Origin of the sequence: Siphonobacter sp. SORGH_AS_1065 (assembly GCF_030818595.1) — a bacterium.
In the GTDB taxonomy this organism is placed as follows: domain Bacteria; phylum Bacteroidota; class Bacteroidia; order Cytophagales; family Spirosomataceae; genus Siphonobacter.
Genome location: NZ_JAUTAM010000004.1, coordinates 4,293,864 through 4,309,144, shown reverse-complemented (window position 1 = coordinate 4,309,144; position 15,281 = coordinate 4,293,864). Strand labels below are relative to the sequence as shown.

At 41.2% G+C, this 15,281-nt stretch carries 16 protein-coding genes; 3 read left to right on the top strand and 13 right to left on the bottom strand.

The window, feature by feature from the left end; genetic code table 11:
* Positions 1–411: 411 nt before the first annotated feature.
* From QE390_RS18630 to QE390_RS18605, 6 genes are all read right to left on the bottom strand, one after another.
* Positions 412–1,626, bottom strand: coding sequence for a hypothetical protein (locus tag QE390_RS18630; protein ID WP_307143281.1), 1,215 nt, complete (start codon positions 1,624–1,626; stop codon positions 412–414).
* Between the two features lie 13 nt (positions 1,627–1,639).
* Positions 1,640–2,014, bottom strand: a complete 375-nt coding sequence (locus QE390_RS18625; RefSeq protein WP_307143280.1) for a hypothetical protein — start codon at positions 2,012–2,014, stop codon at positions 1,640–1,642.
* Between the two features lie 149 nt (positions 2,015–2,163).
* Positions 2,164–2,970: a pYEATS domain-containing protein gene (locus QE390_RS18620; RefSeq protein ID WP_307143279.1), complete on the bottom strand. Its 807-nt coding sequence runs from the start codon at positions 2,968–2,970 to the stop codon at positions 2,164–2,166.
* Between the two features lie 508 nt (positions 2,971–3,478).
* Positions 3,479–4,768: an aminopeptidase P N-terminal domain-containing protein gene (locus QE390_RS18615; protein WP_307143278.1), complete on the bottom strand. Its 1,290-nt coding sequence runs from the start codon at positions 4,766–4,768 to the stop codon at positions 3,479–3,481.
* 120 nt (positions 4,769–4,888) lie between these two features.
* Positions 4,889–5,653, bottom strand: coding sequence for a class I SAM-dependent methyltransferase (locus QE390_RS18610; RefSeq protein WP_106638212.1), 765 nt, complete (start codon positions 5,651–5,653; stop codon positions 4,889–4,891).
* A 129-nt stretch (positions 5,654–5,782) separates the two neighbouring features.
* A complete protein-coding gene (locus QE390_RS18605; RefSeq protein WP_106638211.1) occupies positions 5,783–6,559 on the bottom strand; it encodes a DUF1080 domain-containing protein in 777 nt (258 codons plus the stop codon).
* Between the two features lie 260 nt (positions 6,560–6,819).
* Between QE390_RS18605 and QE390_RS18600 the strand changes: the two genes are divergently transcribed.
* Entirely contained in the window at positions 6,820–7,242 is a 423-nt protein-coding gene (locus QE390_RS18600) for a hypothetical protein (protein ID WP_157830455.1), read from the top strand.
* A 40-nt stretch (positions 7,243–7,282) separates the two neighbouring features.
* On the opposite strand, the gene QE390_RS18595 is transcribed toward QE390_RS18600, so the two are convergent.
* Positions 7,283–7,429: a hypothetical protein gene (locus QE390_RS18595; protein ID WP_198555320.1), complete on the bottom strand. Its 147-nt coding sequence runs from the start codon at positions 7,427–7,429 to the stop codon at positions 7,283–7,285.
* A gap of 258 nt (positions 7,430–7,687) precedes the next feature.
* Between QE390_RS18595 and hisS the strand changes: the two genes are divergently transcribed.
* Positions 7,688–9,049: a histidine--tRNA ligase gene (gene hisS, locus QE390_RS18590; RefSeq protein ID WP_307143555.1), complete on the top strand. Its 1,362-nt coding sequence runs from the start codon at positions 7,688–7,690 to the stop codon at positions 9,047–9,049.
* 151 nt (positions 9,050–9,200) lie between these two features.
* On the opposite strand, the gene QE390_RS18585 is transcribed toward hisS, so the two are convergent.
* From QE390_RS18585 to QE390_RS18570, 4 genes are all read right to left on the bottom strand, one after another.
* On the bottom strand, positions 9,201–10,313 hold the full coding sequence (locus QE390_RS18585) for an acyltransferase (protein ID WP_307143277.1): 1,113 nt from the start codon (positions 10,311–10,313) through the stop codon (positions 9,201–9,203).
* A 787-nt stretch (positions 10,314–11,100) separates the two neighbouring features.
* Positions 11,101–11,856, bottom strand: coding sequence for an NIPSNAP family protein (locus QE390_RS18580; RefSeq protein WP_307143276.1), 756 nt, complete (start codon positions 11,854–11,856; stop codon positions 11,101–11,103).
* A gap of 97 nt (positions 11,857–11,953) precedes the next feature.
* Complete coding sequence (locus QE390_RS18575) at positions 11,954–12,919, bottom strand: NAD(P)H-quinone oxidoreductase (protein WP_307143275.1); 966 nt, start codon at positions 12,917–12,919, stop codon at positions 11,954–11,956.
* A 12-nt stretch (positions 12,920–12,931) separates the two neighbouring features.
* The gene (locus QE390_RS18570) at positions 12,932–13,429 is read right to left on the bottom strand and encodes a DinB family protein (protein ID WP_307143274.1); all 498 of its coding nucleotides are present in this window, start codon (positions 13,427–13,429) and stop codon (positions 12,932–12,934) included.
* Between the two features lie 218 nt (positions 13,430–13,647).
* On the opposite strand from QE390_RS18570, the gene QE390_RS18565 reads away from it, so the two are divergent.
* Entirely contained in the window at positions 13,648–14,724 is a 1,077-nt protein-coding gene (locus QE390_RS18565; RefSeq protein ID WP_307143273.1) for an L-dopachrome tautomerase-related protein, read from the top strand.
* Between the two features lie 68 nt (positions 14,725–14,792).
* Here the strand turns inward: QE390_RS18565 and QE390_RS18560 are convergent, their stop codons facing one another.
* Both QE390_RS18560 and QE390_RS18555 read right to left on the bottom strand, forming a co-directional pair.
* Positions 14,793–14,981, bottom strand: a complete 189-nt coding sequence (locus QE390_RS18560) for a hypothetical protein (RefSeq protein ID WP_307143272.1) — start codon at positions 14,979–14,981, stop codon at positions 14,793–14,795.
* Between the two features lie 80 nt (positions 14,982–15,061).
* Entirely contained in the window at positions 15,062–15,271 is a 210-nt protein-coding gene (locus QE390_RS18555) for a DUF2945 domain-containing protein (protein WP_106638205.1), read from the bottom strand.
* Positions 15,272–15,281 lie beyond the last annotated feature (10 nt).

The window sequence follows — 15,281 nt, the reverse complement described above, 5'->3', positions numbered from 1 at the left end:
TTATATCACGACCAAGAGAATTAGTAGAATCTTCCTTAGATTCTACTAACGTAGGATTAGAAACGCTTTTGAGTGGGTTAGGTGAATACTATGTAGATGGTGTTGATACTGATAAGGAATCTACAATTTTTAATTTCCTGTTTACTTCAACGATGGAGTACTCATTTTAGTAAAGCATACATCATCTTTTCTAAAAGCTGTCCGAATAATAAGAACATCTTTTTATGTTCTGACAGTCAGTTAATTGAAGCAATTCAAGTTGATCTAAAAAATGTATATCATATGAATGGGCTGTGCAGGATTTTTAATCCTGCACAGAAGGTTTTCGGATTTACAATCCGAAAGAGCTGGTTTACAAATTGAAAAAAAATGGTAAATTAGCTCTTCATGCAAGTACAATAGGAATGTATTTTACTCAAGAGTTCTTTGTGATCCAAACCCTTTAATTAAATTTATTAACCCAATGAAGTTTCCATCATTCTTGAAAGTATTGTCGAAATCTTTACCTAATGCTAAAGTTATAACTGTATTTTTAGCAAAAATGTAGTTTAAATTAGACGTCCATCGGTATGTACTTGGTACTGTATTATTGTTTATTATTGACCTGTATATAAACTCCGTACTTAAACTAAATGCACTACCTGGCTTCTGATAACTATATTGAAAGCCAGTATCAAAAGTTGTTATATCAGTCTTAGATAGTGTTCCTTGTGGTTCAACAATAGTTTTGTCTGGATTAAACAATATCCGCCATACAGCAAAAAAAGCCTGACCGTCGTTCACTTGATAGCCACCTGTCAGCCATGTACCTGATTTAAACATTTTCCCGTTTGAGAATTTAGATCCTTCAAAATCCCAAGCTAAACCACCCGCGAAATCAAGTTTAAACCCTGATCTTTGCAATGGTTTATTTTCAATCAATTTTTTCTCTCTTTCAATTCTTTCTTGCGTCTTTTTATCTGCTTCAATTTTTAGTGTGCTTGTTATTTGTTGGGCTTCGTTAATAAGTGAATTTCGTTCAGATTTCTCAGAATCTGACTTGTCTGATATTTTATCCAATCTAGCAATTTCGACTTGAACTTTAGCATACCTAGCATGAGCAGTTTCTAGTTTAGTTAATTCATCATTAAATATAGTTTGTTGACCTTTTAAGGCTTCAAATAGTTCATCTAAGTCATTGTCAACGAATGAACCTCTAAATAATGAAAATCTGAATCCGAATCCTAATTGAGAAGTAGAATCAATGTTACTTTTACTCTTCCAATTTCTTATTGAAGAAGAAATGGTAAGAGTTTGAATAAGGCTATTTTTATTAGAGTTGAAATCACTAAATGATACCTTTTCACCTTTTTTACCAAAAAGCCAAAAAGGTGTTATATCAACTGCGATATTATCAGGAATTGTACTGAAATTATTTGTAGAGTTCTGAGCTGACACCATAAATGCTGGTAAATCCGTCGGGCGTTGTACATCACTTGGTGATATACCTAAAAGATTAGCCGCTGGAGATACTGGCCCTCTGAGTAAGTTTAAATTTAATTTAGGGTCAGAGAATTGAGCCAAACTAGTGATAGTTGCGATAAAACATAAAAATAGTGTATTACGTAAGGCTCTTAACTTTTTCATCTGTTTAAATAGTTTAAAAACCGAAGAAAATATCAATTAGGTACTGAGCTGTTCCTCCACTTGGCGTAATTTGCCAAATAAGTTTATGGTTAAGCGTTGTAGGAACTCCTTCAATAGTTAAGCCTACACTTGATTCGTCAGAATTTTCATTTTTGTCTTCTACGCGTACAGTAATACGTAGTTTTTGTCCTACTACCGACTTGTTAGTCCCAATTTCTGTGCTTGGAGGATCATTACGGTTATTATATTCTGCTATCATTACTTGTCCAAGCTTAATTTCAATAAAAGCAGGTTGTCCAAATCCTATAAATAATGAAACTATAATAGGATTATCGGAGTTGTCTACTTTACATTCGTCAACTAGAGTTGTTCCTTTAATTAATGCCATTAGATTGATTATTAGAGTTTAATATTTGTTTAAATTTTAGTGAATTTATTTTGTATGGAAAAATATGCAGATGAAAATAATTCATTAATCAATTATAATAAGTCGGTTATTTTTTTAGTAAGGATGATATTTTTAAGTATTTAAATACTCTATCCATTCTTAAATTCATCAGTTATACCCGGTACTGTCGTTAAATCGAGTTCAAGCTTTGTTTTGCTATCGTCTGCTTCAGCACCAACAGTAAAAGCTCCATAAACCCAATTTAAACGTAATTCAGCTTTCCCATTTACTACAGAAATGATAGGGTCTTGATTCTTGAAACTGGGGTGAAGGTGAAACTGAACATTGCCTATCAAAGGGTTATTTTTGTCAGTAGCTTCAACAGTTAGAACTACAATGTAGAAAGACGGAATATAAGATGGTTGAATAATAGCACTAAGCTTTCTTCCATTTACTTCTGGTAAGCCACCCCATTTGCCTTTCTGAGGATCATCAGGGTTAGTTTTAGATTTTAAATCAACTATTTTATTTTTAAGAACTTTACTTTTAACTTCTTTAATATTTTCAATAGTTACTTTTCCTCCTCCTCCTGTATCAGCTGATTGTTCCTGTAATAAATTAGTTTGTGCTTTTAAGTTTTCTACGTCAGATTTTAGTAAATTTAATGAAATACTAAATCCTCCAAATCCTATACTCTGCAGGCGTGGAAGTAATGCTATAATCAGTAAGATACCTAAAGCCAACGCAAAAAATAAAAGTGCTTGTGAATAACCATCTTTTATGCATTCAGTACAAACTTTATCTAATGCAGGTGGATTTAAAGCAAGTGCTTCTTGTAAAGAAGTTTCATAAATTTTCTGAGATATATAAATTAAATTAATCCCAACGAATATGAAAAATCCTGATAAAATAAATAGTAATACTTGGGATATTAAATCTTTGTTTTTGGCTATCATAAATTTAATATTTATTGAATGATAAAAGATAATTACCCTTAATTCAAACAAGAAATGGTATTCAATGCTAAGCTCACTGAATAGTACTTGAAATGCACAGAATTATGCTAGCCGAGTAGCATTAAAAATTCTAGACAGAATGCTTTCGGATTGTAAATCCGAAAGGGCAAAGAGTTTAACTGTGATGTACTTATAAGTTTTATAATTGAAATTTTGATGGACTACGCTATCGTACTTTAAAATCTAATGGTGCATTTTATACTGCCAAATCAATTCTAAATTTCATTCATTTACAATACCCATTTATCAGTATATTCATTGAATGACAGCAATAACAAATAAAACAGACCCAGCAGGTGGCAGGCCTGTATATTTCAAAACCAATTCTTCCTCTCCGGTATCCGCAACACAGTTGCGAACAAACCGATCTAAAAAAAAGACCCTGGCCACGAACGAGCCAGAGTCTTTTTTTGAATTAAAATGGAAAACTGTAAACAGAAAAACTAATCTACGCATTCATCAGCGTTTCGATTTCGTCGGCATCTACTGGGATGGAGGCCATCATGTCGATGTTGCCGCCTTCCGTAATCAGAATGTTGTTTTCCAGACGGATGCCTAGTCCTTCTTCGGGAATGTAAATGCCTGGTTCGCAGGTAAAGACCATTCCGGGTTCGAAGCGACGGTATTTACTGCCTACATCGTGTACGTCAAGGCCCAGGAAGTGAGAGGTGCCGTGCATGAAGTATTTTTTGTAAGCCGGCCAATCAGGGTCCTGATTGTCAATGTCATGCTGACTGATCAGGCCCAGACCTTTCAGCTCGCTTTCCATGATTTTACCTACTTCGTAGTGATATTCATCCCAGAGGTTTCCGGGCACAAGCATCGCTGTGGCTTCTTTCATGACGCGATGAACAGCATCGTATACCTGACGCTGGCGGGGTGTATAACGACCCGAAACCGGAATGGAACGCGTTAAATCGGCATTGTAATTCGCGTATTCGGCAGCCACGTCTAGTAGGATAACCTCACCCGCTTTACATTGCTGATCGTTAGCCAGGTAGTGAAGTACACAGGCATTCGCTCCTGAAGCAATAATAGGCTCGTAAGCAAAGCCTTTGGACCGCTGACGAACGAATTCGTGTAATAATTCGGCTTCAATTTCAAATTCCCACACACCGGGCTTCACAAAGGAAAGCAAACGACGGAAGCCATCTTCGGTAATTCGCATGGCTTCCTGAAGCAGCGGAAGTTCTTCTTCCTGCTTAATGGCCCGAAGGTTATGCATCAACGGAGCCAGACGCTCGAATTTATGAAGAGGATACAGTGACTGATATTTTTGTACAAATCGAGCCTCACGAGTTTCCACTACGATGTCTGCCCGAGTATGTTCATTGGCATTCAGATAAATATGCTCGGCTTCAAAAATTAGGGTACGAATAATCGTATCAAACTGACGAGTCCAGTAAACGGTCTGAATACCAGATACTTCCCGAGCGTGTTCTTTCGTGTATTTATATCCTTCCCAAACGGCAATGTGCTCGTTGGTTTCTCTCAGGAAGAGAATTTCACGGTGTTTTTCATCGGGAGCATCGGGGAATAATACCACAATGCTTTCTTCCTGATCAATACCTGAGAGATAAAAGAGGTCGCTATTTTGACGCAGACGTAGCGTTCCATCGGCATTGGTCGGCAGAATGTCGTTGGAGTGAAAAATAGCAATAGATTTGGGTTTGAGCAGGTTACTTAAACGATGGCGATTACGGATAAATAGCTTGTTCGGAATGGGGTGATATTTCATGCGTTTAATTGATTTTCGCGTTCTGGTAAAAAATGACAGGATGAAGAAGCAGTGAGATATTACTTGCTAATCACGGTTCGATCATCAACAGTCTGCCAAAACCACCTGATGGCTTAGACACTATTTTTGGCAGTAGTAAATAATCTCCTTGCTGGGCAGGGCATAACGTTCCACTTTTTCGCGGGGCATTTCCAGCACAAAGCGATCCTCGCGAACGTTAAAACCACCTTTGGCTAACTCCTGACCATAATCTTGTCCGAAGAGCCGGAGGTGGTCATTTTGCCAAAAAATACGCTCGCGTTCTTTAGGATCGGTAATCGTCGGATCTTCGAAGGTATGAGGCTTAGACCAGTCCTGCGGCGATTGAATAATGGCCCAACCGCCGGGTTTCAGCACCCGGTGCAATTCCCGAGTGGCCTGATGGTAATCGTCAACGTGTTCGAGAACGTGGTTACAGAAGGCCACATCGAAGGTGTTATCAGGGAAAGGTATCTGGTGAATATCCATTTTTACCTTCGCCAGCGGACTTTCAATATCCGCTGTGATATAACCATCTCCGTGTATTTTCTCGAAACGTTCCATGAAGCAATGTTCCGGAGCTACGTGAAGTACTTTCTTTTTTCCCTGGAAAAAATCGGTTCTTTCTTTTAGGAACAGATACATGAGTCGGTGCCGCTCCAGAGCCAGACAATTAGGGCACAGAGCGTTGGCTCTCGACTGTAAACGTCCGTAGGGTAAGAAACGACGAAAGGTTTTGCCACAAACGGGACATTCCTTGTCGTTTCCACGTAAGAAAAAAGCAGTGATTTTCAGGGGAATATAACTAACCCGTTGTAAAACGGGGCGGGGTACTGTACGAAGAACTAAGGAGATTAATCGCTTCACTTAATGAAATGCTAAGAGTGATAGTCGGCAAAGATAAGACATCTGCGTTATCTGCGGATGTTTGACTGGCTGGCAAATAAAAAAGGGTAGAGCCACGCTCTACCCTTAGGTCTATAACGAATGGAAGGCTTATAACTCCCGAATCCAGATGTTGCGGAAGCTTACGGCATTGCCATGATCCTGTAAACTGATGGGGCCTTTGCCGTGAGGGACATTTTTAGGAGCTCCAATGTATTCCGTTGAACCCTGAATTTTCGTGTGGTTCTGTACAACAATGCCGTTGAAAATTACCGTTACGTAAGGAGGGGTCTCCACGCCACCATTCTGGTTAAAGCGGGGGGCCGTATAAATAATATCGTAGGTATTCCATTCACCCATCGGACGAATAGGGTTAATCATCGGAGCCGTTTGTTTGTAAATCGACCCGGCCTGACCGTTACGATAGGAGCGGTTCTGGTAGCTATTCAGCACCTGAACTTCATACATACCCTGCATGAAAATACCGCTGTTTCCTTTACCCTGACTTTTTAGTGTTTCGGGTTCGTTAGGCGAACGCCATTCGATGTGGAGTTGGTAATCCTGGAAATCCTGCTTGGTGGAGATATTACCGGCACCTTTCACAACCGTAAAAGCACCGTCTTTTACTTCCCACTTGGCGGGGCTGCCATCTTTTACAGAAACCCAGTTATCCAGATTTTTACCATCAAAGAGAACAATGGCGTCGGATGGGGGAATACCGTAAGCTTTTCCGGGAGTTACCGTTGGAATTTCGGGGTCCCAGAACTCAGTTTCTTCAGGTTTAACGAGGTAGTTTTTCTTGACAGCTCGTTGGTCCTGGGCTGAAACATAACCCAGGGCAGTTAATGATAAACACAGCGAGAGTGTTAGCTTTTGAGCGATCTGCATTGGTCAATACAAAATTTGAAAGTAAGATTGTGGCTGGAAATTACGCCAACAGATTCGTATATAGCTAATTTTTCAAAAAAAAAGGATTTTTTGGTACATTTTTGGTATAAAAATATAAAAATTCGGTTATATACGATAGGCCTGTTCAGAAACAGAAAACGTTTAAGCAGCGATAAGCTTAGTAGGAATTAAAAAAGTTAGGGTTCTGTTTTGATGGATCATACGATCCTCCTGGTACTCATAAATATGTCCTTAAGGTTATGAAAGTTATTGAAAATAAAAAGGCACCCGGAAGGCAACTCGTCAAGCACATGAGTTTGCGGACCAAGTGGATTTTGCTGTCTGTTTTTAGTATGATTTTATCCAGCTATGGGATCATAGTGCTGGTTCGGGCGGTTTGGCTTCAGGCGGCGGGGGAGGTCTTTAACCGCTGGTTTCTGTTGGGAATTTATGCCCTGGTATTGATGATTACCGGGTTTATCATGTACGGAAACGCGTTGCGAATTCGTACCCGGATGGACACCCGACGGGAGATGCGTCGTTTTATTCGAAAAAATCGGCGATTGTTTGCCAAACCCAAGGCGATGATCGTCAAGAAGAAAACGCAACGGACCAAGCAACAAAACCCGGATAAGGAGAAACCTAAAGAAGCTACAAAAGAAAACCCTGCTAAACAATCGTAGCAGGGTTCCAGAAAATTAAGTTAACCATTGTGTTAACTACTTATTTCTTTTCGAAAGAAGCTTTGATTGCTTCTACGTCTACTTTCTTGATAGTAGGTTTCAGTGTAAGGCGTTTGATCGTCGTTACTTTGTTATTCGCGATAGCCTTATTTCTGCGATCCTTGCGTTTCAGTTGTGATACACCCATGATTTTGGAAGTTTGGTATTACTGGTTACCGGTTCGAGTAATCCAGGAATACCTGATTCTCATACTCAGAACCTAAAATGAGCCGCAAAAATACTGGTTTTTCGGCAAATGTCAAATCTCATTCCTCCGAAATATCAAGGAAATTTAGATTAATACGGAAGTAAAGGGCTTTCCCTACTATTTTTGCAGCATCAAATCATTCATTTAGCTTTTATTCGGGAGATTTCCCCTGCTTCCGGCATCCATACCATCATGAGTATACAAAAACCCAGCCTTCCCCGAGGGACCCGCGATTTTGGTCCAGAGCAGATGGTGAAGCGGAATTTTATCTTTGATACCATCCGTCGTACGTTTCAGAAATATGGTTTTCAGCCGCTGGAAACACCCACGCTGGAAAATCTCTCGGTGCTGATGGGTAAATACGGCGAAGAAGGCGACCAACTGTTATTTAAAGTACTGAATTCGGGTAATTTTTCTGAAAAAATTCAGCCTTCCGATCTGGAAGAAGGCTATAAGAAGTTAACTCCAAAAATTGCCGAGAAAGGCCTGCGTTATGACCTGACGGTGCCCTTTGCCCGTTACGTGGTGATGAATCGGGGTGAGTTAACCTTTCCTTTTAAACGTTACCAATTACAGCCCGTCTGGCGGGCCGACCGTCCGCAAAAAGGACGTTACCGGGAGTTTTATCAGTGTGATGCTGACATTGTAGGTACGGATTCCTTGCTTTGCGAAGCCGAGATCGTAGCGATGTTGCACGAAATTTTTCAGGGACTTTCCATCGAAAACTTCACGATCAAGATTAACAACCGTAAAATTCTAAGTGGAATTGCGGAAGTAATTGGCGTAGCTGGCATGGAAACGACTTTGTTCGTGGCGATTGATAAACTGGATAAGGTAGGTAAAGAAAAGGTAGAGGAAGAGTTGCGGGAAAGAGGAATTTCAAACGATTCGATCGATAAACTGCAACCTCTATTCAGCAGCCTGACTTCTAATGAAGAAACTTTTGCCAGTTTGAAAAGCTGGTTGCAAAGCTCTGAGGTAGGAATGAAAGGCGTGCAGGAACTGGAAACGCTATGGCAGATGGTTCGCACGATGGGGCTCCCGGAAAACCAGATTCAACTCGATATTACCCTGGCTCGGGGGTTAAGTTATTACACCGGAGCTATTTTCGAAGTAAAAGCCAATGGCGTTCAGATAGGTAGTATCTCAGGCGGAGGGCGTTACGATAACCTGACGGCTGCTTTTGGCGTGCCTAATCTGTCGGGCGTTGGTATTTCGCTGGGAGTAGACCGGATTTATGATGTGATGGAAGAACTGAAACTCTTCCCCGAGAATCAACGTGTAACGACGAAGGTTCTTTTCACTAATTTCGACGCTCAGGCAGAGATGTATTCATTGCCTTTATTACAAAAAGCTCGTCAGGCAGGTATCAATGCCGAATTATACCCTGATTCTGCCAAGCTTAAAAAACAGCTTGATTACGCCGACCGTAAGAAAATTCCTTTTGTGGTATTAATCGGTTCAACCGAAATGGAAACGGGGGAGTTAACCCTAAAAAATATGACTACTGGTGAGCAACAGAAAGTTACCGCCGAAGCATTGATTGAGTTATTGAAGTAAGGTTATTTTATAGCTAAAGTAAAGAAGCGGGACTTGAGAAAGTCCCGCTTCTTTACTTATAAAAATTAGTGTAAATATTTATTAGAGGCATTTGATCAAAGCATTCTCAGCAATCATTATTTCTGCTAAGAAGAACGAATCAGGAAAATTATCATAATTGAGCAGGCACTTGTTCTACTACGAGCGAATCTGGTTGCTTTTTCAGAAGTGTTTTATACTTAAGAATAGGCTTTTCTACGAAATTCCAAGATAACCACGCTAAAGGGACAGCCAAGGCGTAGGCCAGTAAAATCTGTTGGTAAACTTCTAGCGAAGAACCCCAAAACACAACAATCATCTGTTGAATAGGGAATGAGTAAATATAAATGCCATAAGAGAGATCCCCATTATTGCCAAAACTATTTAAAAAACCTTTTATGGAAGATAAGTACATAACTAGGTAAGATAAGCTAAAATAACGAACCCAATTAATGGCAACTAAAGGAAAATAACCTTTTATTGAAGCAAGGGGATACATCCCTAACCATACTACTAAAGCAAAAACCGCTCCCCATTTATTTAATGAAATCAAGTCTTTATGAATATAGAATAACATTCCCAAAGCAAAATAGATACCAAAATTTATAGTATGATATAAAGACAAATTAATAAAAGGAATTAAGCGACTTTCTGAAAAGTATTCACTAAAAATACAGTAGCAAATGAAAAATACCACAAAGGTAGTTGTGAATAAACGCCATCGATTTCGGAAAAGAAAAGCAGCAATAATGACAAAAATGTACATAGTAAACTCATAAGCCAAGGTCCATAATGAACCATTGGCTTCTAAATGAGCATTGTGGGTAAAGACGCCCGGTAATACAGTCGGAGCGAATGGGAATAACTTTATATTTTTGAAATAGCGATAGGTATTTCTATTGGTAAGATACTGATAAATAGATTCTTCCGTGCAAATGGTGCCAATAATAAATACCGTAAAAAAGAGAGATACGGCTAAGCCAGGGAAAATTCTAATTACTCGTTTAAGTAAGTAAGACCACTCTGAATCGCTGGTAACTTTGCTTTGAAGAATGCAATATCCACTAATAACAAAAAATGTGTAGACTGCAATTTGTCCGGTAGGAAATAAACCAAGACTTTTAGTTTCTAAAATATCTGGAAGGCCGTTTAAATTATAGCCATGTCCTATAATGACAGAAGATGCCGCCATAAATCTCATAAAATGAAAATTATTGGCAGAGTAGCTAGGGTAAAGATTATTCATAGGATGAAGGATAACGAATTATAGAATATAAATCTATTAAGAAAGAAATACAAACCTATCAAAATATATACTATATAAAGCATTTTAACGAAAGATTAAAAGTAGTTTTAAATATTTAATTCCTGTTCAAGGTTTAGATCGTAACTTTAAAATATGAAAGGCATACAGATAGGGGTAAGTTTTCAGCTGAAAACTTACCCCTATCTGTATGCCTTTCGCCGTTAATTCTTCCGCTGCTAGCAATCAGAGAATAATAGATTTATTAGCTAGCTTAAAAGATTACATCATCTGGAATGAGATATAGGTAGTCTCTACTACCTATATAAAATAGAGAAACCATGTGTTTGTCTATTTCTACGTTAGATAGTTCATTTATCTACCGAGCCTCCACATCAAAGCAAAAGGGCACCTAATCATCAGGTGCCCTTTTACTTTTCCTCTGCCAGCGTAACCCGGCCAGCTTTTTTGCTGGCAGCCATAACGTATTTCCCTTTCCCTGTTATCCAGAGCGAAGCGAAGGAACTTATGTGAATTTACGAACCTACTTGGTTTTAAGGGAACGTTAACAAACTCAGAACCGCTCCATTCTACAGAAGGTCTCTCACTTCGTTCAATATGACACTTAGGAGAAATTACTATTTGCAATCACTGGAGCGAGATGGAATCTCGCTCCAGTGATAAGGCAGGTTCCTACCTGCCGTTATCCCTCAAGCCTGCCACACAGCGAAGGGAGGGACCCAATCCCTCAAAGTTTCAAAAGCCACGATTATATATTTTAAATCCTCGCTTAAATTTGAGAAAAAGCGACGGGCTCCAGAAATACGCGTTGAATTCTGGACACCGTATTGGCGTATTCGGGAAGACCGGAGATTCGTTTCCAGTCGGCATCGTTACCGAATTTCTTCCAGTTAGCGTCCCTTACTTCCATGGATGGAAAGGTTAGTAAGTACGTCAGACAAGGCAGGGAATCGCCAATTTTCACTTCACCAAAAAATACGGGCGTTAATCCTACCTTATTAAAGACCTGAATCTCAGCGTCGTTGAACATTGCAATTTTGCGGCGAACGGCGTCTTGGCTAAAGCCCTCATAGGTTCTTAATTCAAAAATCCGACTTTCGTTTTTAGGCACAGCCAGTTGGGGAAATCCCGAAAAAGCCTGCATGAAAGAAGATTTATAACGAGCGTAAGAGGCTCGGTCAGGTAACAAATTCCGGTAGCTTTCGCTGGCTTTCTGGTACTCCGAATCCTGAGATAAGCGACTATTTACTTCAGCAAAAGCGTTGATTGAAGGGTAGGGAATTAGCACGTATAAAAGTGGGGGTTCGCCTTTTCCTAATTCCCGAAACACGCCCACATTTTTAATTCCCTGGCGGTTAAGGGCTGGCACCAGGGCCGACTTTAGATAATTTTCCTGAGCATTCCCTTTCAGTTCGTAAACCCGTAATTCGAAATAACTTGTGGTGTCAGCGGAAGTAGAAAAAGGTTCTGCCACGGCAGCAGTACCCGCCATTAGTGTAGACGAGACGAAAGTCCGACGATTCATGAATGTGTAGAGGTTATTGATTTATTCGATCAAATATAATAGACAAAAATCCCGTCAGTAATGATTCTGACGGGATTTTTGAAAAGGTATTAACGATTTAGATCGTAAGAATGATCTTTCCAATGTGTCCACCCTCTTCCATATACGTATGAGCTTCAGCAGCCTGTTCCAGTGGAAAAGTTTTGGAAACGTGCGTTTTCAACTTCCCCTGAGCCACCAGCGGCCAGACCCGCATTTCCACATCGGCAGTTAACTGGGCCTTGAAATCGTCGGTACGGGGCGAAAGTGTGCTGCCGGTTAGGCTCAGCCGTTTCGTCATAATATCCATGATGTTAATCGTGGATTTGACGCCTTCCATTCCCGCCAGCCAGCAGAGGCGACCTTCCGGTTTAAGAATTCGCAGGTGTTTAGCCGTGTAATCGCCACCAATGTAATCCAGAATTGCGTCAACACCGATGGGAGCTAGCTCCTTTTCAAAATCCTGGGTTTTATAGTTGATGCAACGCTCGGCTCCCCAGCTTTGGGCAAAGGCACATTTTTCGTCGGACCCTGCTGTGGCAAACACCCGAACGCCAAAGGCCCGAGCTAATTGAATAGCCGTTAAGCCAATGCCGCTGGTACCTCCCTGAATGAGCAGGGTTTCTCCCGTTTGTACCCGCATTCGCTGGAAAACATTACTCCAGACGGTTAATACGGTTTCGGGTAAGCCCGCCGCTTCTATCATCGAGACGTTTTCGGGAATGGGTAAGCAATGACGGAAATCGGCTACGGCATACTCAGCGTAACCCCCGCCACGAATCAGGGCACACGCCCGATCCCCTTTCTTCCAGTGGGTTACTTTCGGCCCGCAGGCACAGATCGTTCCGGCTACTTCCAGACCCAGAATTTCTGGAGTATCTTCTGGCTTGCCGTACTTACCCTGCCGCATCATAACGTCGGCCCGGTTGAGGCCCGCCGCTTCTACTTTAATAACTACCTGATTTTCGACGGGTTGTGGCGAAGGGCGTTCGGCTAGTTGCAATACTTCCGGGCCACCAGCTTGGGTAACTATGATTGCTTTCATGGGTAAAGAGGTTTAAGATAACACACGAATGGTCACGAGTAACTGGCCTACATGTCGCATGGTATGCTCTGCCGAATGAACATAAAGACCAAGTACGGTAGAAGGCAACTGAGCCCGGCCCACGCCACGTACCTGGGTCAGTTGATCGGGATGGGTCTGGCGAAGTTGTTCCAACGCTTTTTCTACCTGAGTATTAAAACGCTGCACCAGCTCTTCCGTACGTACATCGGTTGCCAGGCCTTCAGCCCTGAGGTATTCCAGTTGCGTTTCCGTAAGGGCTTCGCCGCGAGCATAGGTGTACAGGCGATCAAGAACGCCCGTCAGGTGTTGCAGGTGAAAACCGGGTGAAGCCAGTTCAGAAGGACGCTCCCAGAGACGAACCGAAGGAAAATCCTGGGTGAGTTCAGCTAGTTCTTCCCGAGCCTGAAGCAAGGCATGAGCTACAGGCTGTAATAAAATGGGCATATCGGGTAGGGGACCGCGTAACCACACTTCACGTTTTTCTGCCATGATATTTTAATCTAGTTTATGTGTTAGATGGGTTAGAGAGGTTTTGAAGTTTTCTTTCAAACATAAAATCAATTCCACGGGTTAGCCCCGGCGGTTGGTACTCGTGTTTTGGTTAGTAAACGGTATAGAAGAACGTTTCCAGCAGTCCTCATCAACGATACATCATTATCTAAATTAGTTTGCCGCTGAAATTTATCGACTAAAAGTTCATCATTCTTATGAAAAAGCAATTGCTTTGGTGGGGAGCGGGGGTCTTATTGAGCAGTACAGCCCTGGCTCAATCCACTAAAAATAAGCTCGAAGAAGCTCATCAATTTGGGAAATATCAACCCGTGGGCCTGGCTATCTCAAAGGAGGGCCGAACCTTTGTAACGTTCCCCAAATGGTCCAATGATTATAAAAATGCCTTGATTGAAATTAAGGCTGACGGCTCGGAAGTGCCCTATCCCAATCAGGAGTGGAATACCTGGGATACTACGCATGTACAGGATCGTTTCGTCAGCTTACAGGCAGTTTTCATTGATGATACCAACACTTTATGGGCTTTAGATCCAGCCAATCCTGATTTTGGAAAGTCGATTGCGGAGGGAATCAAGCTATTGAAAATTAACCTGGCTACGAACCAGATTGAACGCATTTATCGATTTGAAGATTTGCCCCGTAGCAAAACCGGACTTAATGATTTGAATGTCGATACCAAACGGAATCTGGCGTATTTATCTGATCCTAGCCGGGCAGCCCTTGTGGTGCTGGATTTAAAAACGGGCAAAAGCCGAACGCTACTGGAAAAAGACGCTTCAACCACGGCCGACCCTACTTATCATTTGCACATTGATGGCATTGAAGTAAAAGATCAGTCAGGAAAGCCTTTCAGTAGTAACGTGAATGGCATTGCTCTGGCGGGCGAATACTTCTATTACCGACCCATCACGCAAACCAAATTATTCCGAATTCCAACGGCGGCTCTGGCGGATGCTTCGTTATCGGCGGAGCAGTTGAAAGCTAAAGTAGAGACCGTAGGTGTGGCAGGAATTTCCCATGGTATGTTTGCGGACAAAGCGGGAAATGTTTACATGGGTGATTCGGAAAAGAAAACGCTGCATCGGTATAATGCCAAACGCAAGCAATTCGAAACGCTTGTTCAGGACGATCGGTTGTTATGGCCCGATAGCTATGCTATTGGCCCGGATGGCTATTTATACGTTACCGCAGCTCAGTATCAGCGATTAGCAAAGTTTAATGAAGGAAAGAATAAAGTAGAGTATCCTTTTCGGATGTACAAGCTAAAATTATAGCCAGTAAATAATAAAAGCCCTGAATAGTTGAGATTCAGGGCTTTTATTATTTATGTCAGAAAAGGAAATTAACGGCTACCACCGAAGAGTTTTGAAACAACCCAGATCACCAGAGCAACGCCCAAAACGACCAGGATGATACCGCTCCAAACACCGGCTTTAAAAATACCTTTAATGGCTTCGCAACTGGTTAAACTTACCATTAAGGTTGCGAGAATAACGTAGATAGACAGGCGAGAGTTTTGTAATGTTTTCATAAGGGTAAAGGGATATGTGAACAAGAAGTTAATGAAATATATACGTTAAAAATCCATTCCAGTTTATAAGAGAAAAGAGATTATTCCCCTTTACTGACTTCTGAGGCCAGTTTCAGCACCAGATCGCCATCTTCCTGTTTAATAACCAAAGCCGGATTGTCATCTGTGCCGTGTCGGGTTATTTTCTCGCCTTTGATGGTCTTTTCATACGTTTCTTTATGTACGGAATCAATCGTTCCGTGAGCCTTCCCATTTCCCCACTTCCAGCTTACTTTATCTCCTTTTTTCATTGGTCTTATT

Bases quoted from the DNA above. Each gene is read 5' to 3' on its own strand.
- QE390_RS18630 (WP_307143281.1), bottom strand. From the start codon at position 1,626: ATGAAAAAGTTAAGAGCCTTACGTAATACACTATTTTTATGTTTTATC.
- QE390_RS18625 (WP_307143280.1), bottom strand. From the start codon at position 2,014: ATGGCATTAATTAAAGGAACAACTCTAGTTGACGAATGTAAAGTAGAC.
- QE390_RS18620 (WP_307143279.1), bottom strand. From the start codon at position 2,970: ATGATAGCCAAAAACAAAGATTTAATATCCCAAGTATTACTATTTATT.
- QE390_RS18615 (WP_307143278.1), bottom strand. From the start codon at position 4,768: ATGAAATATCACCCCATTCCGAACAAGCTATTTATCCGTAATCGCCAT.
- QE390_RS18605 (WP_106638211.1), bottom strand. From the start codon at position 6,559: ATGCAGATCGCTCAAAAGCTAACACTCTCGCTGTGTTTATCATTAACT.
- QE390_RS18600 (WP_157830455.1), top strand. From the start codon at position 6,820: ATGAAAGTTATTGAAAATAAAAAGGCACCCGGAAGGCAACTCGTCAAG.
- QE390_RS18595 (WP_198555320.1), bottom strand. From the start codon at position 7,429: ATGGGTGTATCACAACTGAAACGCAAGGATCGCAGAAATAAGGCTATC.
- QE390_RS18585 (WP_307143277.1), bottom strand. From the start codon at position 10,313: ATGAATAATCTTTACCCTAGCTACTCTGCCAATAATTTTCATTTTATG.
- QE390_RS18580 (WP_307143276.1), bottom strand. From the start codon at position 11,856: ATGAATCGTCGGACTTTCGTCTCGTCTACACTAATGGCGGGTACTGCT.
- QE390_RS18575 (WP_307143275.1), bottom strand. From the start codon at position 12,919: ATGAAAGCAATCATAGTTACCCAAGCTGGTGGCCCGGAAGTATTGCAA.
- QE390_RS18570 (WP_307143274.1), bottom strand. From the start codon at position 13,429: ATGGCAGAAAAACGTGAAGTGTGGTTACGCGGTCCCCTACCCGATATG.
- QE390_RS18565 (WP_307143273.1), top strand. From the start codon at position 13,648: ATGAAAAAGCAATTGCTTTGGTGGGGAGCGGGGGTCTTATTGAGCAGT.
- QE390_RS18560 (WP_307143272.1), bottom strand. From the start codon at position 14,981: ATGAAAACATTACAAAACTCTCGCCTGTCTATCTACGTTATTCTCGCA.
- QE390_RS18555 (WP_106638205.1), bottom strand. From the start codon at position 15,271: ATGAAAAAAGGAGATAAAGTAAGCTGGAAGTGGGGAAATGGGAAGGCT.